This is a genomic window from uncultured Bacteroides sp. (assembly GCF_910578895.1).
In the GTDB taxonomy this organism is placed as follows: domain Bacteria; phylum Bacteroidota; class Bacteroidia; order Bacteroidales; family Bacteroidaceae; genus Bacteroides.
The window spans coordinates 25186-48534 of sequence record NZ_CAJTSC010000018.1 but is presented as its reverse complement, the minus strand read 5'-3'; the positions used below and the strand labels follow the sequence as shown (position 1 = coordinate 48534).

The following is a 23349-nucleotide window of genomic DNA, read 5'->3' as shown; positions in this document are numbered from 1 at the left end:
CGGAAAGAAAGTCAAAAGAAGCTGAAGAAAAACTTTTGAAGAAAATTCAAACAGTCCCTAAAACTTTATCCGAAGCTGCATCTGCACATCCGCCTTCTTGTTTCCCGCTATCAAGTCATTGCCGGAACCAATCGTTTCGCGATTGAAATAAACCGTTTGTCCGAACTTGACAAGAAACATAAACGCTTTGCTCAAATCATAGCGCACACGGGCGGAATAACGAAGCCCCTTGCCATAGAAAGAGGGAGTATAAAAGGTATAAAGCAGACCTTTCTCGGAAGCATAAATCCGCGAATCATAATCGTCCGTATGGAAATAAGTGCCTTGTGCGGATATCGCCAAAGGCACTCCGAAACCGGAAAAGGTATAGGCGCAAGACTGGGTGCACTGCCATCCCTGCCTCGCCTCGAACACATATCCTTCCCCGTTCTGCTGGCGAAAATGATTGTAGTCAATCGTAGTACGATACGAGAAATCTCCCGGCGTGTAAGCAAGCCTGCAACGGAGTTTGTGGTGACGGACCGGCAATGTGACCTTCCCGCCCGTTGCCGTCACATCCCTCTCCTTCCGTTTATAACGGTAGTCAAGATATACCGACAGGTTCTCTTTCGGAGAATACGTAGCCCGGAACATGCCGTCTGTCCCTTGCGAAGGCATACTGACGCGATATCTCCACCAAGGGAAAGAGAACAAGTCCAGCGAAGCGAAAAACCTCCAATGCGCCCAAGGAGCGGCTTCCGCAGCCAGATACCAGCCGTTTTCGTTTTGCAACGTGCTGCCTTCCCCAAACGACCGTCCGAAGAAAGACCAATAATCATGAGCGTAATAACGATGAATTAACAGCAGTTGATAACCTGTTAATATATTATATTTCAATTGGTTCAGCAAAGCATATCCCTGTTTGCCAACCGCTCCCTCTCCCGTCCATGCCAACTTGCCGAAACGATATTTATAGTCTATTCCCACATTGTAAAAATCATTCCCGTGCAGGTTATATTTCGCATACTTCCTCAAATCGGGTTCATAAGGGTGATTGAAAAAATAATAAATGCCGGTCACTCCCATTCTCAGCCTTTTTCCCTCGTAGGTCAGGTTGCCGCCCATCGCCTGCATGGCAAACACATTCATCTTGTCCGCTTCTTTCTCCGTGCGATGCAACCCCGTCTTGTAGACAGAGGTGATTTTCCCGTCTTCTATCACCCCGTCCATCGAACGGTGCGAATAGAAGGCGGAAAGTTCCAGGAAACGAAAAAGTTCCACCGTAGCAGCCATCCCGCGGAAATAATTGTATTCGTCCGTAGAGCCGTGTTTCCGGATTTTCCCTGCACGATATTCCGATGCGGACATGGAGTAAGTCTTGCCTAAACGGAAATCGGTGCCGAGCACCAATCCTTCGCCGAAACTCAACTTATAATTGCCCATCGCCAAAGCCTTCAGCCGTCCCCGGTTTTTGAGCAGGCAGTAAAAAGAATAGTAATCATACCCTTTCCTGTCGTGCAGGGCGAAAAACGGTTCGCCGGCATCTTTCTCTCCCGTTATTCCTGCCTGAAGATAATCTCCGTAGCGAAAGGCATAGCGCAACGAATGATATACAGCCGGACCCAAATAGCTTTTCCCGTATCCTTTACGGGTATACAGCGGAACATCCATGCGCATCAATACTTCCTGCCTGCCGTCTTTCAACATCGTTTTCAAGGACGGACGGCGGGAACCGCCATCAACCGCCTTCACACAAACAAAAGGCAGCAGCATGCCGATGGTCCGCTTATCCATCGCTTCCACCAGTTGCAACTCATAAAGGGTCTGCATTTCTCCATGTATATACACATACGCCAGAATATTCTCTATTTGAAAATCGGTCAGGAAAGGAAATTCTTCCAATTGCCGTTTGGTAGCGGCATTGAGGTTGACCGGTTCTTGCAGACGGTTGGAAAGTTCTTCCAGTTCATCTTCCCAGTTCTTCTCTTCCTCGTCCGTGGAGAGTTGTTCGAAATTCTCTTCCCACAAGGATAACGCTGCGTTTTGAGCTACAAGCATAGGAGTTATTAACAACATACTTATAAAAACTCCTATCTTGATTATTGCCATCTATGATAATAGGGTGTTTACGGATTATGGTTAACAAAACTACGCAAAATCTTCGGAAAAAGGTTAATAACTTGTTTAATTTTTCTCCGGAATGCCACGGCTTTTGCATTTATGGAAATCAGAGGAGCAGGTCCGTGTCATGGTTAAGTATTAACCCTGCCCGCCATACTTGCAGGCAAGGCGGGGAAACAGGCAGCCTAAGGCGTCAGGCAACGGTTGCCTGTTTGTTCCCAGCTTGTTGGGAACAAATTCCCACCCTCTTGGGAAAACGTTCCCAACAAGCAGGGAACACTTTCCCAACGGGGTGGGAAAAACAGAAAAGGAAAAGCCGCACCGGGCTGCCAATGCTCCGTGATTAGCTTAAATTCGTTAATTGAACAAGGAAAAACAAAAGCGATGCAACAACATTACACGGAATGGTGTACTTTTGTGGTATGGACAAGCGGTTTAATATAGCAATACTCATCGTATTCCTCTCAATGGGAAGTCCGGCATGCCATGCCCAGCAACAATCCCGTACCGCCGCATCCAAAAGCATCTACCTCACCCCTATGTGCGTGTACGACGGCGATACCATCCCTTACGTGAAACTGCCTACCGTCTATATCTTCAAGCCGCTTAAGTTCAAGAACAAACGCGAAATGTCAAAGTACTACAAACTGGTTCGTGACGTGAAGAAAGTGCTTCCCATTTCAAAGGAAATCAACCGGGCGATTATCGAGACTTACGAATATCTGCAAACCCTTCCCAACCAAAAAGAACGGCAAAAGCACCTGCAAGCGGTAGAAAAAGGATTGAAAGAACAGTATACCCCCCGGATGAAGAAACTCTCCTTTGCCCAGGGAAAGCTGTTGATAAAACTGGTGGACCGGCAGACCAATTCCACCACTTACGAACTGGTGAAAGCATTCATGGGACCTTTTAAAGCCGGATTTTACCAGACTTTCGCCGCATTGTTCGGTGCCAGCCTGAAGAAACAATACGACCCGGAAGGAGACGACGCACTTACCGAAAGGGTTATTTTAATGGTGGAAAGCGGACAACTCTGATGCCGATACGGGAAACCGGGCGCTAATGCAGTTTCTTGAACAAGTCCCAGATTACGATACCTGCCGTCACCGATACATTCAAAGAGTGCTTCGTACCGTATTGCGGGATTTCAATACATCCGTGCGAATGGTCGATAACTTCCTGTTGAACACCTTTCACTTCGTTTCCCATAACCACGGCATACTTCTTGTTTCTGTCTAAAGTCAACTCGTTCAACATAATACTGCCTTCCGCCTGCTCTACGGAATAGACCGTATAGCCCTCATCCTTGAGGTTATCAACAACTTCAACAGTGTTATCAACATACTTCCAGTCGACAGTAAATTCCGCCCCCAAAGCCGTTTTGTGCATTTCGGGGTGGGGAGGAGTCGCCGTAATGCCGCACAGATAGATGCATTCAATACGAAAAGCATCCGAAGTACGGAACACGGAACCTATATTGTGCAAACTGCGGATATTGTCCAACACAACTACAAGCGGCAACTTCTCCGCTTCCTTAAATTCCTCTGTGCTAATGCGATTCAGTTCGGTTATCTTCAGTTTTCTATTCATAATCAAGATGTGTTACAAGATACAAGCAATTCTCAATTTATTCCTTTGCCAGCTATGCGCCACAAAGATACTTCTTTCCGTTCACATCCCTGTTAATAACCGTTGAAAAGGTGTCAATAGCCTATGGAAAGATTTTTAAAAATAAAAGTTGCATTATTCAAAGTAACGCATAATAGGCTTGCACAACGAACAAACCAAAAAAGTTAGCCTAAACTTTCAAAGGCTGTATAAACACATTTTTAAGTAGTATTTAGCTGATTAATCCCTCTAAAGTTATTAACTTTGCGGTTTATCAACAAGATGTTAATGAAGTGAGTTTAGGGTAGAGTAGAAAGCTTATTATCAGGAGATATGACTTTGATTTCTTACGTTAATAACCTAAGGATAAAGTTTTGCCTTGCACTAATAACTTCATGGGCAAGAAAAACAGGATTTATTTGTCCACACTATTAACCGCCTATTATCACTATCAAAAGGATTTTTAGAAAAAGAAGAGAAACTAAAATTATTATTATGGATAATCTGATAGAAGCTATCAAGCAGCTGAAGAAAGAGAAGAACGCGGTCATTCTAGGACACTATTACCAGAAAGGCGAGATACAGGACATAGCCGATTACGTGGGCGACAGCCTGGCACTGGCGCAATGGGCGGCAAAGACGGAAGCCGACATCATTGTGATGTGCGGGGTTCACTTTATGGGTGAGACGGCAAAGGTGCTTTGTCCTGAAAAGAAGGTGTTGGTTCCCGACATGGCGGCGGGCTGTTCGCTTGCCGACAGTTGTCCGGCAGACAAGTTTGCACAGTTTGTCAAAGAGCATCCCGGGCATACGGTGATATCCTACGTGAATACGACGGCTGCCGTAAAGGCTGTTACCGACGTGGTGGTGACTTCCACCAATGCCAGGCAGATTGTTGAAAGCTTTCCCAAAGATGAGAAAATAATTTTCGGTCCCGACAGGAATCTGGGAAATTATATCAACTCCGTTACCGGCAGGAATATGTTATTATGGGACGGAGCTTGCCATGTACATGAGCAATTCTCGGTTGAAAAGATTGTTGAAATAAAAAGGCAGCATCCGGGTGCGGTGGTGCTGGCACATCCCGAATGCAAGAGCACGGTTCTGAAGCTGGCGGATGTGGTAGGTTCTACGGCTGCATTGTTGAAGTATGCGGTGGCGCATCCCGAAAAGGAGTATATCGTTGCCACGGAATCGGGCATCTTGCATGAGATGCAGAAGAAGTGTCCGCAGACGAAGTTCATTCCGGCTCCGCCCAACGACAGTACTTGTGCCTGCAACGAATGCAACTTCATGCGCTTGAACACATTGGAAAAGCTTTATGATTGCCTGAAAAACGAGTCTCCTGAAATCAAGGTGGATGCGGAAGTGGCGGAAAAAGCGGTGAAACCGATCAAGAGGATGTTGGAGATTTCTGCAAAATTGGGATTGTAGTCCGTTCCGTTTCCTGTTATTCTCCTTTACGGAAGTTAGAGGGAGAAAGAGAAGGAGTCAAGAAGGTGTGTCGGAACACCTAAAATATAGAAATTCCCCCTGTCCCAGATATGAAGTGCCCCCAAAAAGTTTTATGTCTAACTTTTTGGGGGCACTTCATATCTGGGACAGGGGAGATTTGGTTAATAAGAGAGTTTTGATATCTTCTCTTTATCACTTTGACAGGAACTTGCAAAGTTTGTTCGTCGCCACTGCCCGGTGGCTGATTTTATTCTTCAGTTCGTTCCCCATTTCGGCATACGTCTGCGTATATCCTTCGGGAATGAAGACGGGGTCGTATCCGAAACCGGAAGTGCCGTGCCTGTATTTCGTTATTTCGCCTTTTACGATGCCTTCGAACAGATGTTCCTTGCCGTCGACGATAAGGGCAAAAACGGTACGGAATCGGGCTTTACGGTTCTCTACGCCTTCCATATCCTGCAACAGTTTCTGCATATTGGCTTCCGAATTGTGCGCATCGCCGGCATAGCGTGCCGAATACACGCCGGGCGCCCCGTCCAGGGCTTCCACTTCCAGGCCCGTATCGTCGGCGAAGCAATCCGTTTGGTAATTCTCAAAGATATATCTTGCCTTCAGCAGAGCGTTTCCTTCGAGCGTGTCGGCTGTTTCGGGGATGTCTGCATGGCAATCGATGTCTTTCATGCTGAGAAGCTCTATCTTGTCTCCTAAGATAGCGGTCACTTCTTCCAGCTTATGGGCGTTGTTGGTTGCAAATACAAATCTCTTTTTCATTTTCCTTTCAATTTATCGAAACCTTCTCCATACACGCCGATGACGGAACTTTGCGAGATAAAGGCATTCGGGTCGATATCCTTCACCAGGCGGAATATCTCTATGGACTGGCGTTTATAGGCAAGCACCACCAACACTTTCACGTTGCGCTTGCTGTACCAGCCTATGCCGTCCAGCACGGTTACGCCGCGGTGCGTCTCTTTGGTGATGCGGTCGGCAATCTTTTCGTACTCTTTGGAAAAGATGAAGAACTGCACCGACTGGCGTGCACCGTTTACGATATAGTCCAGTACAATGCCGATGACGAACAGCGTTACAAAACCGAAGATGACCCGCCGCCAGTCGTTGAATATGAAGTAGCAGGAAGTGATGATGACAACATCGCAAATCATAATCATACGGCCCAAAGTGACGTCACGGTATTTGTGGATAATGGCGGCGATGATATCCGTACCGCCCGTGCTGCCGTTGCAGTTGAACACCACGCCCAACCCTACGCCGCACATGGCGGCGCCTATCAGGCAAGCCATGAAGTCCTGTCCGGGACCCAATACCAGTGGCGGCACTCCGTCCGCCCCGTTCACCAACAACTGGAAAAACCAGAGAAGGAACGTCAGCATAAAGATTGCATACGTGGTCTTGATGCTGAATTTGGGTCCGAGGAGCTTGATGGCAAACGTCATCAAGACCGCATTGATGATGAAATACGACCACTGGATGGGAAATCCCGTGGCATAATAGATGATGGCTCCGATACCTGTAGTACCGCCTGTCGTAATCTGGTAGGGGATAAGGAACGCAGCCCATCCCATCGCATAGGAGATTAATCCGAAAGTGATGAAGATATAGTCTCTCAACTCTCTCGTCACTTCTGCTTTGGTCGGTTTCTTGATTTGCATCCTCTTCATAACTTATAAACTTATTTGATAACAATGTTTACAATCTTCTTGGGCACTACGATTACCTTGACAATGCTCTTTCCGTCTATCCATTTCACGGAACGTTCGTCTGCCAGCACAGCTTCCTGGATGGCGTCCGATGCCGCATCGGTGGGGAACTCCATGTTGAAGCGCGCCTTTCCGTTGAATGAAATGGTATAGTTCACCGTATTTTCCACCAGATACTCCTCGTTGTATGCAGGCCATTGTGCGTCGCATACCGATCCCGCATTGCCCAATGTTTCCCACAACTCCTCGCATACGTGCGGGGCGAAGGGAGCCAGCGTCACGGTGAGCAGGTTCAATATCTCCTTTTTGCTGCATTTCAGTGCCGACAGCTCGTTGACACAGATCATAAAGGCGCTGATGCTGGTGTTGTAAGAGAATTGTTCGATGTCTCCCGTCACCTTCTTGATAAGCTTGTGCAGCGATTTCAATTCCTCTTTACTTGCAGGTGCATCGGTCACCAGGTAGTTGCCGCTACGGTCGTAGAACAGCGACCAGAACTTCTTGATGAAGCGGTGCACGCCGTCTATGCCGTTCGTATCCCACGGTTTGGATTGTTCTACCGGACCGAGGAACATTTCGTACATACGCAACGTGTCTGCGCCGTATTTCTCTACAATCATATCGGGATTGACCACGTTGAACATGGATTTGCTCATCTTCTCGACTGCCCAGCCGCAGATATATTTGCCCTCTTCCAGGATAAACTCTGCCGTGGCATATTCGGGACGCCATGCTTTGAAGGCTTCCGTATCGAGCACGTCGTTGGATACGATATTGACATCCACATGGAGCGGGGTAGTGTCGTACTGCTCTTTCAGGTTCAGCGATACGAAGGTGTTGGTATCTTTGATGCGGTACACGAAGTTGCTTCGTCCCTGTATCATGCCCTGGTTCACCAACTTCTGGAACGGTTCTTCAACGGCAGATACGCCGATGTCGTGCAGGAACTTGTTCCAGAAACGGGAGTAAATCAAGTGACCTGTGGCATGCTCCGTACCTCCTACATAGAGGTCTACGTTGCGCCAGTATTCGTCTGTTTTCTTGTCAATGAGCGCGGTATGGTTGCGCGGGTCCATATAGCGCAGGTAGTATGCGCTCGAGCCTGCAAAGCCCGGCATGGTGTTCAACTCCAGCGGGAAGACGGTAGCGTTATCGATTTTTTCGTTATCCACCACGCATTTGTTCACCGTGTCCCAAGCCCATTTGGCGGCGTGTCCCAACGGCGGTTCGCCCGTTTCCGTAGGCAGGAACTTGGCTACTTCGGGCAGTTCCAGCGGCAGGCAACTTTCGTCAATCATATAAGGCATGCCGTCCTTGTAGTAGACAGGGAACGGTTCGCCCCAGTAGCGCTGGCGCGAGAAGATGGCATCGCGCAGGCGGAAGTTCACTTTTACACGGCCCAAGTTGTGCTCTTTCACATATTTCTTGGTAGCGGCGATGGCTTCTTTGATGGTCAGTCCGTTCAGGATTAAATCGCAATAAGGTTTTACGTCTGCTTTCGGCGAGTTGCACACAATGCCCTCTTTGGCATCGAAACTCTCCTCGCTCACATCGCAGCCTTCCACCAGCGGAACGATAGGCAGGTTGAAATGCTTGGCAAAAGCATAGTCGCGGCTGTCGTGTGCAGGCACTGCCATGATGGCGCCCGTACCGTATCCCGCCAGCACATAGTCGCTGATCCAGATGGGCACTGCTTCACCCGTGAAAGGGTTGATGGCATAGCTGCCCGAGAATACCCCCGTCACGCTACGGTCGGAGATACGTTCGCGTTCGGTGCGTTTCTTGGTGCGTTCCAAGTAAGCATCCACTTCCGCTTTCTGTTCCTCTGTGGTTACTTGCGCCACCAGTTCGCTTTCGGGAGCCAGTACCATGAAGGTGACGCCGAACATCGTGTCCGCACGGGTGGTGAAGATGGTAAATTCCAAGTCGCTGTCCTTTACCTTGAACTGGACTTCGGCACCTTCGCTGCGGCCTATCCAATTCTTCTGTGTCTCTTTCAGCGATTCGGTCCAGTCAATCGTATCGAGTCCGTCCAGCAGACGTTGTGCGTAGGCAGACACACGCAAGCACCATTGGCGCATCTTTTTCTGAACTACGGGGAAGCCGCCGCGTTCCGATACGCCGTCCACCACTTCGTCGTTGGCAAGCACGGTGCCGAGTTGCGGGCACCAGTTCACCATCGTCTCGCCCAAGTAGGCGATACGGTAGTTCATCAGCACTTCCTGTTGCTGTTTTTCATTCATTGCGTTCCACTCGTCGGCAGTGAAGTGCAGCTCTTCGCTGCATGCGGCGTTCAGTCCTTCGTTTCCGTATTTTGGGAAAGCTTCTATTAGTTCTTGAATGGGGCGTGCCTGTTTTTCGTCGTTGCAGTAGTAGCTGTTGAACATCTGCTGGAAAGCCCATTGCGTCCAGTGGTAGTATTCCGGGTCGCAAGTGCGGATTTCGCGGTTCCAGTCGAAAGAGAAACCTATCTTGTCCAGCTGTTCGCGATAGCGGTTGATGTTGTTCACAGTGGTGATTGCCGGGTGCTGTCCCGTCTGTATGGCATATTGTTCTGCGGGAAGCCCGTAAGCGTCGTATCCCATCGGATTCAGGACATTGAAACCTTGCAGTCGTTTGTAACGGGCGTAAATGTCCGAAGCGATGTAACCCAACGGATGTCCCACGTGCAAGCCTGCGCCGCTGGGGTAGGGGAACATGTTCAGTACATAATATTTTTGCTTTGTTTCGTCTTCCGTCACCTGGTAGGTTTTGTTCTCTACCCACCGTTGCCGCCATTTCTTTTCAATCTCTCTGAAATTGTATTCCATAATGGTTCGTTGTTATTATAGTTGAAAACTTGTTTATATGCTTGTTAATACTTGTTGATAATTTGCCTAATCCGGTTTATTTCCTGTTGATTAAACGGTACAAAGTTAAAGGTTTATTTTCAGATTTGTAGTGAAGTGGGGTAAAAAAACACACTCTTTATTTATACTGCAAAATGAATGTGTTTGTATTTGTTGTGTTATCAATCCCTAAAACACAAAATAATAAACCAACAAATAAAATATAGAACATTATACCTCAAAATATTTGAACTATTGCTATTTTTGTATCATATAGATAAATTCATGACGCATGAATAGAGAGTTGAATAAGCTAAAAGGAGTACTTGTTGAAACGAAACGTACCAACGGCTGGCGGAACAATTAGCAAAGATCAAGCAACTGTTTCCAAATGGTGCACTAACACCAGTCAACCGAGCCTTGAGACATTATTCCAAATAGCGGAATATTTAGGCGTTACAGTCCAGGATTTGATTAGTAAGAATAGTACTAAAAACCATGAGTAACATACAGAATATAGATTTGCACATAATAGTAGATGTTGCTGAACGCATTGAACGGCTGGTAGAGGATGCTCGGACGCATGTTGGCAAAATCGTAAACATTACCGAAGTTATTACCAAATATGAAATTGGGCATATTATTGTTGAGGTTGTGCAGGAAGGAAAAGAACGCGCGACATATGGCAAGCAGCTATTAAGGGGTGTATCATCCATATTAACTGACAAATATGAATCCGGTTGGTCAGTGGATACATTGGAAAAGTGTAGGACTTTATATTTGCTTTATTCAAAATCCGCAACAGTGTCTCGGAAATTGGATTCAACATATCCTTTTACTCTATCATGGTCTCATTATTTGATATTGATGCGTATTGAATCCGATGATGAGCGTAACTTCTACGAAATTGAGGCTCAAAAACAAAATTGGAGTGTACGTCAACTGCAACGACAGTACAATTCAAGTCTATATGAGCGTTTAGCTCTCAGTAAAGACAAAGATTCAGTCTTGCGTTTAGCCCAAGAAGGGCAAACAATCAATAAACCGGATGATATTATAAAGAATCCTTTAACTTTAGAGTTCTTAGGGCTAAAACCTGATATTTCTTATTCGGAGACCAAACTGGAAAATGCCATAATTGACAAACTGCAACAATTTCTATTGGAACTTGGAAAAGGATTTTTGTTCGAAGCACGTCAGAAAAGAGTTACCTTCGATGAAGAAAACTTCTATGTTGACTTAGTCTTTTACAACAGGCTTTTACAGTGTTATGTACTCATAGACTTGAAAGTGGATAAACTGGCTCATCAAGATTTGGGGCAAATGCAGATGTATGTCAATTATTATGATCGATATGTCAAGCAAGATTTTGAAAAACCTACAATTGGAATTTTGCTTTGCAAAGAAAAGAAGGATGCGTTAGTTGAACTCACTCTTCCAAAAAACTCTAATATTTATGCGCAGCAATATGCGTTATATCTTCCTGACAAACAGTTGCTACAGAAAAAATTAAGAGAGTGGATAGAGGAACAGGATTAATATAAATAACTTACAGAAAAAAGGCGGAATCAATCTTCGTAAAATTCTGCAAATATGTGGATGAATCTATTTGTCCTATAAGGGCATGATACGGATAACATAGATAATGCAAACGACACGAATAACGCAGATTTTTCTTGATTTATCTGCGCCACCCGTGTCATCTGCGGTTGAAAAATGTGAGTATATAAGCCTTTTATCGTTCCGATACACGCCTTTTGTCAGCCTATGTCCTGAGAAAATTCCGGAACAGGGTTGCTTCGTCTATTCGAGTACGATGTCCGGGCTTGCAAACAATGCGTTCAGGTTCGGGAATGACTTCTTGTAGACTTTTCCGTTATCCTCATACTTGAACTCTATCTCATCGGCATACCAGTTGAAATTATATTCTTTGCGCAAGCGCAATTCATACCTGCCGTCTGCCGTGACTGCCACCGCACCGATACGGTTGTTGTTGCGGGTAAGTTCGAAAGAGACGAAAGCCCTGTTGGGGATATCCACTTCCGAGCCGTCTTCCTTTTTATACCGGAGCGACCCTGTAATCGGCGTGTTTGTCACTTTGAATGTCTTGGCAAGGTAGACCACCATTTCTTCATCGGACGAAACGGTGATGTTGCCGGCACTTACGATGTTCTTTGTTTTGAACGGAAGGCGTTTGCGCTCGCCCGCCTGGTCCACTCTGCCGGGAGAGTTATCTTTGTTTACAACGTCCAGCCCGGAAGCGCCGTATTTGCGTTCGTCGTCACGCTTGGCATCCACCGTATAGATGAAGCGTCCGGGGATGTTGGGATCTTCTTTCAGTTTATTGCCATCAAGGTTGCATGCGCTCAAGCGGCTTGCATCTATCTCCAGCATGGGAGCATCGATGTATATTTCGAACGATTGCCCGAAAGGATCGACAGACTCATACTTGTTTTCATCCGTATTCGGGTCCGGATTGACGTTTTTCACTCCTCTGAAACTGGTGACATCGAACTCGATGTCTACCGGTAGCCCGGGTTCGTAGCTCCATGCCAGGTTGGTCACCGTCTCGGGTGTCTCGGGTGTCTCGCCTGTGGTGGCATCGGTTACGCCTTCGAGCGCTCCGTTGTTCCACTTGACACCTGCCGCAAAACGGAACGGGGCATAGTTGGCAAGTTCGAAAATGGTGCTGCGGTAGGTCAGGCCCTTGTACATGCCGTTTGCAATCGGATTGCCGTCTTCATCCTTATCACTGCCGTTGCTGCCGTCTGCGGACAGTACCGGAGGCATGGTAGGTAGGTTCGAAGCGATACGCACCGTTTCCGCACTCTTGGCTTTGGTGGTATACATATAGATGCGGTATACGCCTTTTTCTCCCGATACGGGATCTTGGGTGCCCCAAGTACGCGGTTTAAACATACATACCTGTCCCATATTGGGTTGCTTGCCCGACCATGCTTCGGCGTCATCGTGGTAGAACCGGCAGTCGAAATCATTTTCTGACTTAAGTCCCGCTTCGGCAAATTCGCTGTCTGCATAGTGGTACAAGTTCTGGTTGTATACCAGGAATTCGTCAAACTCCCCGACATTGATACGCGTTGTAGGTTTGTAGGCTTCATTCATTTCAAACATTTCCATGTAGAACATCACCTTTGCCCTTTTCTTCTGCGGCACCATGCGGTAGTAGATAAGCTCATCTTGAGGACCGGCATCGCCCGTTGCGTTATAGGTTGACAACCGTGGCATGACGATGGCTCTGTTCTTCTGCGAGAAGTAGAAGTCCAACGTCATTGTCTCGAAGTGTTTCGCTTCGATGATTACCTTGCGCTTGTTCATTTCCTCCTGGTTGAGGATACTCTCGAAGTAGATGCGCTGCACGCCGGGAGCTTTCGCGGTATAGACATACTTATATCCCCAATCGTTGTCTTCGCCGTAGTCGGGTTCTCCTTTGTTGATGAGGTCGAGCTTCATGCCCGAGGAGTAACGGATGTCGAGGTCGTTTGCCGAAATCAGCACGCGCATGGGGAAGAGCTCCTGCGGACAACTTTCGGGAATGGTGAATACCGCCGTGGCTTTCGGGCGATTGGTATTGCTGTTGATTGTACCGTAGAGCTGCGCGCCCATCCATGCGGGGGCAAACGACTGCTGCTTCACTGTAATCACCTTGATTTTGCGTTGCAGGCGTTTATACTTCACAAGCAATTCACCCTCCAGCTTGTTGTTGCTGCCCAGCGGCAGCGGAGTGATGGTGACGGTTCCGTTTCCGGTGTTTCCGCTGACGGTAAATTCGTTTCTTATCTCGTTTCGTGCCACGTTGTTCGACAGCCAGGTCACATCGGGTTTGTCGTCAACGGTAATCCGGGTCGTGCCTTTGCCCGTCAGGGTATAAGGCAGGGTGAATGCCGTGCCGGTGGCTTCTTCTGGCAACACATAGTAGGTGCTTTCCACCGTCAGTTTGCGGTTGTTGTCTTCCACCTCTTTCACCTCATCGGAGACGAGGATCCACACGTTGTTGGTGGCAGCGGCGGTAAGTGCCGCTTCAAACGAATCTTGCCCGTAGTTCAGTGCTCCGGCAATCTGCAGGATGTAGTGGTGGTTGCGGCGTATCAGCAGTTGCTCGCCTTCTTCGTCCACCAGCATCACGCGATACCATTTGTCGTCGGCTTCCGTTTCGTTCGGCAGATGTCCTTTGATGATTACGCTTACGGGATTGTCGATGCTGTTTTCGCTCTCGAATACATAATCTTCCGGTGCCGTGTCCACCACCGTCAGGTCGTCTATCTTCGCATCGTTCTTGGGGATGGTGACGAAATCGGAACCGGTAAAGTCTTCCCATTTCATGTCAAAACCCAACTGGGGATGATAGGGTGCCACGGTGCCGAAAGCGTTGGTGTTGACAACGGCGAAGCCTGTCACCTGCAGATGGGCGGTATTCCAATCTGCGATGGATATCATGGCGTGGTTGCGTATCATTCTCACTACATGGTCTTTCAGCTGCTCGGCTATGTTTGCCTCTTTCTCTTTATCGCAAGCGAAGCGTGCCCAGTAAATCATTCTGCCGGACGAGCTTTCGAGCATAGCCATGATTTGTGCTTCGGACTTGTTGCGGAAATCGTCTTCCTTAAAGTCTGTCATGTTCTGGTTGCCCACAAAGTGCACGGTACGGGTATTGTCCGGCACGATGGCTTTGAATGTGCCTTCTGTCTGGCTGTTGCTGTTTATCTCTGCGGTGACGGTAGAGATAAACAGTCCGTAAGTGTCGAAACAGAACAGGGTCATGGTCTGTACGCCCATACCGTCTGCATCTACCGCGCGGGTGGTGACATCCTGCATGGCGGGGATGTTGGTGTTGAAATGCAGGGTTACATAGCCGTCGGGAACAACGGGCGTTTCCAAGTTATATTCGTCCCGGCAGGAGACGAGCGTCACCGATATAGCCAGCAGGGCTATCATGGTATGTATTGCTTTCTTTATCATAAGCGGATGATTAAGTATTTAATAAGATTATCATTAATACTTGGTTGTATATTTGCATACAATTATGGGTTGGCGGGGGTGTCGTTGTAGGCATCGCGGATGCAGCGGATGGCAGTATTATTAGTTCCTTGACCGAGGTCAACTGTTTCCCTTGCACTATAATAATAACGATAGGTAAGTACTACATCCATTGCAGACCCTTCTTTACGTTGGAATTCCGAAATGATTTGTAATTCCGCCGTTGTCGGTAGTCGCCAGTCATTGTATACTTTGCCATTTTTGGCGACTTCTACATACTGTTCGCAATGGCTTGCTGCCATTTCTATACTATTAGCTGTAAAAACAGCTCCTAATTGGGACGCGAGCATAAATGAGGGCGACACTAATTTTGCATTATCCGCTCCCGGATCTGTTTTACCGTTTGTGATACGAGGCTTGCCTAATGTATAATCGCCTGATGAAGCGGTAATCTTTACATGATACATTCGGGCATTGTTAAGTCCATTAATACTTTGCGTTCTAAATTCGGTACTATTTGTTCGATTGTAATAGTAGTATGAAATAGTAGATTTTCCTTTATTATCGCCCGATGTAATTTCTTCCGCGACTTTGGAAGTGAAGAAACCACTTGTACTTGTTGCCGAATAAGTCCATGTTTTTGTATCGCTATTATAGCTGGTTGCACTGACCCGTTTATCTGAGTTTGGAGTTATATTGGGGTTCTCCCAGTGTGTTCCATTGAAGTCATCCCGATACGAATACCACCCCTGTATATTCGTGATATACTCCAACGGATATTGTGCAACCGTCACTTCGCGCGGAGTTGCACCGTCTTCATTCGTCACATTCAGCTTAATGTAGCGTATGGCATTGTTCGTTGGCTTCGGGCTGTAAATCCTGATGCTTCCCGCCAATCCTTTTTCCGGTGTTGCCGTAATTCCTAAGTTGTTGATGTTCACATTCTGTTCCTGCCCGAATTTGTCGATATAGTATGCACGCGTCACGGTTGCCGTTACGGGCGACGACGAGTTGAACCGCAGCGTGGTCTCGTCCGTATCCATATTGTGCATTTCCATTTCCTCTTCGTTCACGTACAGGAACTGCACTTCTTCTTGTTCGCCTCCTACGGAGATAGTCCGCTCTTCCCACGGCACTACGGAATAGTGCAGGTCGGTCAGTTCCGTGGGCTTCGAGGGGTCTACTCCGCCCAAGGCGTTCACCGTTGCCTTTACCTCGTAATAGGTGTTGCGTGCCAACTTCTTGCTTTCGCTTACCGGAACCTGATACCAGTTGTTGCCTTCTTCCTTGGAGTTGTCCGGATTGTTGGGGTCTGTATACTTCAGCGGGATATTGATTACCATACGCACCTTGTTTTGGAAATCGCTTCCCGTTCCCCATTTATGGGCATACGCGTAGGCGGTGACCGTTATTTCGTCCGGTGTCCATTTCAGATAGTCGCCACTGATGCTTTTGGGAGGTATTCTCAGCGAGGGTGTGGCATCTACGCCTGCTATGATGGAAGTGGTATAAGGCATGTTCCGCAAGTAATAAGCCGGTATTTCGTTTCCCGAGCCTTCGTTGAATGTGACTTTGTCTCCTTTGGAAATCCGGACCACAATCTTTGCGGCGGCACGGCGCAAGGTCACTTTCAGGAGCCTGTCGGTGGTGGCATCCTTGTGGAGCACCACTGCGGCGGGAGCAGACGGTTCGTTTGCCCCTTCGTATGCCACGCCGTCCATCAGGAAAGTCATGGGCGCATCCGTCGCGTTCTCGAGTCCGGTTATATGGATGTTCTCGGTGGTCTCCGTCATTCCTCTCAGCGCGTCCAGGTTTGCCAGGTCTGCGAAGACCTGTTCCGCATGGGTACTATTGGCAATGAGGTATACCCAATACTTCGCGTCTTTTGCAAACTCGTCGCTGCCTTTTGTCAAAGTGATGGTGCCCGTATTTGCCCGGGAGTTCACTTTGGCGCGCTCGTGGTAGGCTTTTATGCCGTTTTCCTCGAAAACCAGCACATCGATGTGGCTCACCGCTATTTCCGCTCCGGTGGCTTCCACCGTTGCGCGGCTCACCGGCAACGTTCCCGAAGCTATGTCAATAATGATGTTGTTGCCTGCCGTTTCCGCCTTGCCGGGCATGTCATCGTCACTGTGGCAGGCGGCAAGAAGCAGCAGTGACGCGCAACATGCCGTTAACTTATATATTATCCGTTTCATCATTCATCCGTTTATGGAGGTTAATCAAATCTGTTCGGTTTGTTTTATCACAATTATTACCGGGTCCTCACTTCCTTTCCAAGATGAGGCTCCGGGATGTCCGTTAATCATCAGCAACGAACTGCTCGACGAGTCCTCCCATGAGGGCGTAAACGCGATGCCTAATTTCACCGTTCTGCCCACATTTCCGGGTTTCAGTGCCTTTACCCTGATTTCAAACGGTTGGGGGGAAGCTATCGGGTTGTCTATCCTGTTTCCGTCCTGATACACTTCCACCGTGAAATCGTCTGTGGTGGCATCCAGCAACGTAGCCTGCCATGCCTGCTTGTCAGGACCTGTCAGCGTGAAAGAGAAGCGGAACGTGCCGTCCAGGGAGTTTTCATCGGGGTTGTAGGATACTGTGGGCTGTTCATACGGCGGGTCAACCGTTGTGCCCCACGGCTTCAGCGGATTTACGTACGTGGGATAATCGAATTCAAGATTATATTCAGGTGCCTGTTCCCAGTCCGCCACCTGCATTTCTATCACCAATCCCGCCTTTGTCAGGATGGCGCATACCTGATAGACATTACCTGCATTGAGCGTCACCTTGCCGGTATCGTCCTTGCCTGCAATGGCGGCAGTGTACGTCTTCTCAATGTTGTCGTCTACTTTTACGGTGACGGCAAGTGCGGGCACGTTGTTGCTTGTCTGCTCCTGCACGGTGCGATAGGTGTAGAAACTGCCGCGCAGGAATTTGTCCAGCTGCCAGAGCAGGGCATTGTCTCCTTCGAAGGTTTCCAACGAGGGAGTGTCGCCGGCTTCGGGAGTAAATGTGTTGACGGCGTCGAACTCCGGTGTTCCGGGCAAATCCACCTTGCCCGCCTCATATTTCAGTGTGGTGTTCTTTACACCGCCGTAGAATTCCACTTTGGTGACTTTTACGTCGGCGTCCCAGCCCGGTGTCTTGAATACGAACACATCCACGCGGGCGGCAAGGCGCTTCAGCAACAGGTCTACCACTATGTGCTCGTCCTCGCCGATGCCTTCCTTGAAGGTGAAGCCGGTGGCTTCGCCCGTCATCAGTATGTTGCCGGCTCCTAAAGCGGTTTTTCCTTCCGCATTCGCCACTATTGCCTTGACGGCGGCTTCCGGAAGTCCTTCCTTCAGTTGCTCTTTCAAATCCTCGTAGGCGGCGTAGTTGGCAATTGCCAGCAGTTTCTTTACGTTTATTCCGCAATTGAAGGCGGGAGTGACGTACGTGTTTACCGTTCCTCCCTCCGGCGTAAACGGATAGTGCGCCAGAAACTCTCCTTTTTCGCCGAAGGCATATACAATCAGGCTGCCGAAACGGTCGTCGTCGTCCCGTATCAAGGCATCGTCACCGGTGGCACGCGTGCCTGCGCGGAGTTTCACCGTGACCTCTTCTGCCATGCCGTTCGCCATATTCTCTTCCCCGGTACACGCCGCCAGCATGCCGAGCATGACGAAGAGCAGCATCATGCGCGTCGGGGAATAATTTCTTGCTATATAATTCATGATGATAAATGCTGTTTGCTGATAGGGTTTACAGGTCGGGGTCTATTTTTACCGGTACCCATCCGTTGATGGTGATGGACGCGTTTCCGCTCTGGCTGGTCCGGAACACGAAGTCGTATGTGTCTTCGCGGTCCAGGTCCTCTTGCGTGGTGTACGCTCCGGTTGCTTGCAGGAGTCTTATCAGGTCGGCATCCAGCACGGTTTTCCCGGTATCGTTTTTCTTTATCAGCAGTCGGAGAGGACGGTCGGTCGTCAGACGGAGCAGGTCAAGCTCCGCTACCAGCTTTCCGGCTGAGATATGGGTTTCGTGAGGGATGTTGACAATCTGCCGGCAGTTCTTTCCGAAGCCGTTGCCTGCCAGGTAGCGTCCGTTGGTTGCCGTGCACGTTATTCCGTAGGGCGGTTCCTCCGCACGTGCGGTTTCCGGCACGATGCCTGTGTCTTCTACCGTAACGGTGAGGCGGTTGGTGTTTTTCATCAGTTCTACGGTGGTTGCCTGCACGGGCTGGTAGACGGATGTTACTTCCGCCTTGCCGTGATAGAGCGCGTCCAGCTTGCCCAGCGCCGCTCCGTCTTCTTTTTCCGCTGTCAGCATGAAGTCGTCAATGTGCGTAACCCCTTTTTTCAACCCGCTCTGAAATGCTGTCTCGTCGGCATTTTTCTCGCCCGTGCGATAGGTGCCGAGCGTTCCGCCCCAGGTGACGGTGGTGTAGTTGCCCGCCGGCAAGGGCAGGAACATCTGCCAGTCGTTGGTCAGCCGGCTGCCGTTTTCGGAATAGCTGTCGTAGTATCTTCCCTGCTCGTCGAAGACGTACACGGTAACCGCATCTACTTCCTCTCCGAAGAGGTTGGTGTGTGCCGTATTGAGCGAGTAGTCATACTTCAGCAATACTCCGGGGTTACATTCGGAGCGGTCGTCCTTGATGCAGCCCGAAAGGCAGGCGGACAAGAACAGTGCCGGAAGCATTTTGGTAAATGAATATTTCATCGCAGTGGTTTCTAAAGTATAAATAAGCACTAATGATTAATTGTCTGATTACTGCCTGTCATTCCGGGCGCAACGGAGAACCTCTTCTCTGAAGGCGTAAGAAGAGAGGTGAGAGAGAGGCCAATCTCCTCTCTTTGCGTATATGCAGCGAAGCGATTCTCCGCTGCGCTCCGAATGGCGGACAGCCGGTGGTATAAACCGGTTTTCAACATCTTCTTCCGTTGCTTTACGAAAGGATTATTTGGAGAAGTCGGGTGTGATAGGCACCGACCGCCATGCAAGTACTCTTATCTGTGCAGACACCGTCTTGGTTCCTTCGTAGGGAACGTCCACCAGGTTGGAAGCATCGAAAATGAGGTTGTCAATCTGGTATACGTTGCCTCTTGCTGTTTTATCCAAATTGGTCTCTCCGTCTTTATACTTTTGTACAACAAGGTATTTTTCTTCCTTTTTTCCTACTCCGTCATCATATATGACATCCAGTTTGATTACAAGGTGCGGAGCGTTTCCGGGAAGCAGTTGGTAGCCCCACCATTTATTGGTTTCGGTAGGCTTTGCTGTACAGATGTATGTTTCGTCAACGAGGCCCGTAGTAACGTAAGTGAAGCTGGTGGAAATACCATCATCGCACATATAGCTGAAGTCGTATTCTTTTGTTGTGTTGTTATAGGTATATTCTATAGCTTTATATTTATCGGCACTGTAATTGTCTCGGTCGTTTCCTCTTGCGATGACGTAATGATCCTCAATCTCTTGTCCACTCAAAATCCCCCACGGATAGAAACGGTTTATGTAGATGCCTTTCACTTCGAACGATTTGATTTCGGCTCCTGCCCAGTCTGCGGGTTTTTGCTTTGCCGTAAAGTCTTTCAGTTCGAAACGGCAGGTAACTGGGGTCAGTGTGGCGTTTATCACATCACCTTCTTCTATTTCTCCCGTATCCATGCTGGTCAATGTGCTGTTCAGGCAATCTTTCTGCGAACTTAAGAGAATGTGCGAAGCTTTGGCTTTGCCGATAGAGGACATGTCGATACCTTCTTCATTGCCGGTTTGTGCAGGCTGGTTGGCAACAATATATACCTGAGTGGCATAGTTGGGAACGCCTTTTATCTCAAGCGTGGCCTCATTCTTTTTTTGTAAATCAGTTACCGCCGTCTTAATGGCATCTACATTATCGTACGTGCCGTTCTCGTCCGTGTAAGTATCCGGGATGTCCACATAGTTGCCTTGTGCGTTGTAGAAATTGATCACCAAATCATTTATTTTATTATATTTCGTTGCCACACTCTCGCCCAATCCTCTGGTCTCGGCTTTTCCCAACGACAACCGGATGATTGCCTTGTCCTGTTTCCTTACTTCAGGAACACCTTCTTCGTTGCTACATGCTGCAAATGCCAAACCTGCCAATCCCAGCATAAAATACTTGTTTAACTTCATACTCTGAAAAATTAATTAATATATGGTTGTTTAGTTTTTAGTTCTCTGTACGTATATTATCGCTTCCTACAAGTCCGCCACCACACCCGCCAACTGTTGCAGGTTGGTCTGCGCATCCGCGCTGCCGCCTTTCGCGGCACGCTCCAGCGCATCCTTTGCCCGGTCGTACTGCTTGTCTTTGGCGTATGCCACGCCCAGGATGTTCAGCACGGTGGTGTTCTCCTTCACTTCGCTGTTCTCCAGCAGGGCGATTGCTCCTGCTACATCGCCCTGTTCCATCTTTGTGCGGGCGGCGTTCACCACGGCGGGCACGTTTTTCGGATAGGTGCGGGCGGCAACCGCTACGGCGTCATTGTATCCGGCGCTGCCTTTGCCATACGAGTCGGCAACCATGTAGATTTCCTCCACGCTCAGCAGGTCGGGACGGGTCTTCAGCAGTTTCTCCGCCTCTTCCAGCGTGAAGTTCTTTACATTATATTCTATACGGTATTCGTTGCGGCGCAGGGGGGCGTACACCTCTTTCAGTATGCGTTGATACACTTCGGGAGATACGGCATCGCGGATACGCTTTTCGCAGCGGTCCTTGTCGCCGTCGCACGCATCGATGATTTTCCGTATGTGGTCCATCTGTGGGAAGTCCGGATGCTTCTTCACTTCTTCGCGCAAGCCTTCCCAGTCTTCGCCCGCACCCGTCACGTGCCACAGCGATGCGTCTACCTCCGTGTCCTTCTGTGCGTATGCCGCCAGTGCTTCGGCACGTCTTTCCGAAAGCGTCCGGTTGTAGCTGGCGGAGGCTTCGGGCGAGGCATATCCGGTGATGTAAACGCCTGTTATGCTCAGGTCGGGATTGGTCTTTACCAGTTCGATGGAGCTGCTTACGGTGGACAGTTCCGAACCGTTGTTCTTGTATCCCGGTTCTATCTTGTAGCTGTTTTGGCGGAACTGGAGCCGTGCCACGCGCACCTCGTTGCGCACCTTCACCGTCTCCTTGTCCGGCTGTACGAAAGCCGTAACGTAGCGGGGTTGGAACAGGCGCAGGAAAGTGTCCTTCACCGGTGCTTCCTCGCCCGAGGAGTGTATGCACTCCCGGCATCCCGTCACCTGCTCGCGCAGCACCAGGCGGCTCTGCGCCATCCACGGTTCGTAGGGAAGCGTGGCGGCATACTCCACCACCTGCTGTTTGCCGCTCTTACGTTGCAGCACCATATGTGCGCCGTCGGTTGCCGAAGCGCCCGTCAGTGCCTTTTCGCGTCTGTGCACGCGGCTGCGGGTCTTGCCGTCCACTACAACGGGAGCGAGAAGCAGCTCTTTCGTCCCTTCCTTTGCCACTACTGCCGGATAGAGGTGGAAACTCTCCTGGCCGCCTACTTTCACGTCCGTCAGGTCCAGTGTAAGGCGGACATTCACTTCGCACCCGTTCTTCTTCACCTCTTCATCCAACACTTTTACATTGACAAGCTCTCCCTGTTGGGCATAGCCGAAAGCGGAAATGCCCAGAAGAAATCCTATGGTATATATTGTTCGTTTCATCAGCCGTTCTCCTTACTTTATTAGATAAATCAACGACACCGCCGCTTTCGTCACGCCGAAATAGTTGTCGGTGCTCTTCTCTTTCCATTCGCCGCATTTGGGGCAGTCGTACTTGTCGTAGTGCGCACGCGCGTAGCCCAATCCTAAGCTCGCCTCTATGCTCCAGCGGTTGCCAAGCACCCATTGGTAGCCGTAGGCAAGTCCGGCGCCGTAGTAATAACCCTCGTAGCGGTAGCCCTTTGTAGAGGGCAGGATGCCCAACGGGAACTTGACGTTGCCCACGTTGTATTGCCCTCCCAGCAGGTGAAGACCTACAAAATGGCCGTTGAAGCGTTCGCAGAACCAGTAGCGCGCTTCGGGCTGCGCCATCCAGTGCTTCCACTTCTTGTTGTCCGAAAATTCGAAAGGATTGTAATTGGCAGACAGGTCGAGCGTCCACCGGGGAGCGAGACCGATTTCGGCACCCAGGTTGAAGGTCGCCGTAGCGTCATACAGCAGGTTCGTCTTCACAGCCACCCGCTGGGCGGACAGAGGAATGCCGATGAACAATAGAATAACGAAAAGGCTCTTTTTCATGCTCTTTGTATTTATGATATGTATGTTTTCTCTATTTAGTTTTTGTGAATTAACATTTCCGTTACTTTATAGGTAATGGGAACAGGCTATAGGTTGTCATGCGGAACGCAGTGAAGCATCCCTTCTCCTTATATAATAAGAGGAGTAGATTTTTCACCGCTACGCTTCTCTGAATGGCGAAGTGAAATGATAGCTGGTAGTAGGTCGGATTTTCTTTGTATCAATATAACCTGTTTCGGGCTGTCGGTTGAACCGGGAGGGCACGAGTAAAGTATCCGTGTTAATTTAACATAACACGGTGAGGGGATATCATATATTTTTCTCGATAGGGCAAATGCTCTTATTCAATCCTATACGTGGCATACGCATTCCAGAGGGCTGTTTTAAGCGTTTCTCAA

Annotated in this window: 15 protein-coding genes and 1 pseudogene; 4 read left to right on the top strand and 12 right to left on the bottom strand. The window is 48.9% G+C overall.

Translation table 11 applies throughout. The features are described from left to right. Positions 1-57 precede the first annotated feature (57 nt). The gene (locus QZ327_RS06635; RefSeq protein ID WP_294618149.1) at positions 58-2088 is read right to left on the bottom strand and encodes a helix-hairpin-helix domain-containing protein; all 2031 of its coding nucleotides are present in this window, start codon (positions 2086-2088) and stop codon (positions 58-60) included. Between the two features lie 416 nt (positions 2089-2504). On the opposite strand from QZ327_RS06635, the gene QZ327_RS06630 reads away from it, so the two are divergent. Continuing rightward, entirely contained in the window at positions 2505-3137 is a 633-nt protein-coding gene (locus tag QZ327_RS06630; RefSeq protein ID WP_294618147.1) for a DUF4294 domain-containing protein, read from the top strand. A gap of 22 nt (positions 3138-3159) precedes the next feature. On the opposite strand, the gene QZ327_RS06625 is transcribed toward QZ327_RS06630, so the two are convergent. After that, positions 3160-3690, bottom strand: a complete 531-nt coding sequence (locus tag QZ327_RS06625; RefSeq protein WP_294618146.1) for an RNA methyltransferase — start codon at positions 3688-3690, stop codon at positions 3160-3162. A gap of 513 nt (positions 3691-4203) precedes the next feature. On the opposite strand from QZ327_RS06625, the gene nadA reads away from it, so the two are divergent. Further along, a complete protein-coding gene (nadA, locus tag QZ327_RS06620; protein WP_366143331.1) occupies positions 4204-5142 on the top strand; it encodes a quinolinate synthase NadA in 939 nt (312 codons plus the stop codon). A 213-nt stretch (positions 5143-5355) separates the two neighbouring features. On the opposite strand, the gene QZ327_RS06615 is transcribed toward nadA, so the two are convergent. The 3 genes from QZ327_RS06615 to leuS are packed head-to-tail and all read right to left on the bottom strand — an operon-like array spanning position 5356 to position 9691. Beyond that, entirely contained in the window at positions 5356-5934 is a 579-nt protein-coding gene (locus tag QZ327_RS06615; RefSeq protein WP_294618144.1) for a non-canonical purine NTP diphosphatase, read from the bottom strand. Next, positions 5931-6833: a YitT family protein gene (locus QZ327_RS06610; protein WP_294618167.1), complete on the bottom strand. Its 903-nt coding sequence runs from the start codon at positions 6831-6833 to the stop codon at positions 5931-5933. Before QZ327_RS06610 ends, QZ327_RS06615 begins: the two co-directional genes overlap by 4 nt. Positions 6834-6853: 20 nt before the next feature. Further along, positions 6854-9691 (bottom strand): leucine--tRNA ligase, encoded by a 2838-nt coding sequence (gene leuS / locus QZ327_RS06605; RefSeq protein WP_294618142.1) that lies wholly within the window; start codon positions 9689-9691, stop codon positions 6854-6856. A 310-nt stretch (positions 9692-10001) separates the two neighbouring features. On the opposite strand from leuS, the pseudogene QZ327_RS06600 reads away from it, so the two are divergent. Both QZ327_RS06600 and QZ327_RS06595 read left to right on the top strand, forming a co-directional pair. Next, positions 10002-10215: pseudogene (locus QZ327_RS06600) on the top strand (helix-turn-helix transcriptional regulator). Then, positions 10208-11248, top strand: a complete 1041-nt coding sequence (locus QZ327_RS06595) for a PDDEXK nuclease domain-containing protein (protein ID WP_294618141.1) — start codon at positions 10208-10210, stop codon at positions 11246-11248. The pseudogene QZ327_RS06600 and the gene QZ327_RS06595 overlap by 8 nt, the downstream one beginning before the upstream one ends. Before the next feature lie 264 nt (positions 11249-11512). On the opposite strand, the gene QZ327_RS06590 is transcribed toward QZ327_RS06595, so the two are convergent. The 7 genes from QZ327_RS06590 to QZ327_RS06560 all read right to left on the bottom strand — a co-directional run bounded on the left by QZ327_RS06590 (position 11513) and on the right by QZ327_RS06560 (position 22951). Beyond that, positions 11513-14686 (bottom strand): hypothetical protein, encoded by a 3174-nt coding sequence (locus QZ327_RS06590; protein WP_294618139.1) that lies wholly within the window; start codon positions 14684-14686, stop codon positions 11513-11515. A gap of 62 nt (positions 14687-14748) precedes the next feature. Next, the gene (locus QZ327_RS06585) at positions 14749-16902 is read right to left on the bottom strand and encodes a fimbrial protein (RefSeq protein WP_294618137.1); all 2154 of its coding nucleotides are present in this window, start codon (positions 16900-16902) and stop codon (positions 14749-14751) included. Between the two features lie 24 nt (positions 16903-16926). Continuing rightward, positions 16927-18420, bottom strand: a complete 1494-nt coding sequence (locus QZ327_RS06580) for a fimbrial protein (RefSeq protein ID WP_294618135.1) — start codon at positions 18418-18420, stop codon at positions 16927-16929. A 28-nt stretch (positions 18421-18448) separates the two neighbouring features. Continuing rightward, positions 18449-19408 carry a FimB/Mfa2 family fimbrial subunit gene (locus tag QZ327_RS06575; RefSeq protein WP_294618133.1) on the bottom strand — a complete coding sequence of 320 codons (960 nt, stop codon included), beginning with the start codon at positions 19406-19408 and terminating at the stop codon, positions 18449-18451. A 237-nt stretch (positions 19409-19645) separates the two neighbouring features. Continuing rightward, positions 19646-20845: a hypothetical protein gene (locus QZ327_RS06570; RefSeq protein WP_294618131.1), complete on the bottom strand. Its 1200-nt coding sequence runs from the start codon at positions 20843-20845 to the stop codon at positions 19646-19648. 66 nt (positions 20846-20911) lie between these two features. Then, positions 20912-22375: a DUF3868 domain-containing protein gene (locus tag QZ327_RS06565; protein ID WP_294618129.1), complete on the bottom strand. Its 1464-nt coding sequence runs from the start codon at positions 22373-22375 to the stop codon at positions 20912-20914. 12 nt (positions 22376-22387) lie between these two features. Continuing rightward, entirely contained in the window at positions 22388-22951 is a 564-nt protein-coding gene (locus QZ327_RS06560) for a DUF3575 domain-containing protein (protein WP_294618128.1), read from the bottom strand. Between the last annotated feature and the right edge of the window lie 398 nt (positions 22952-23349).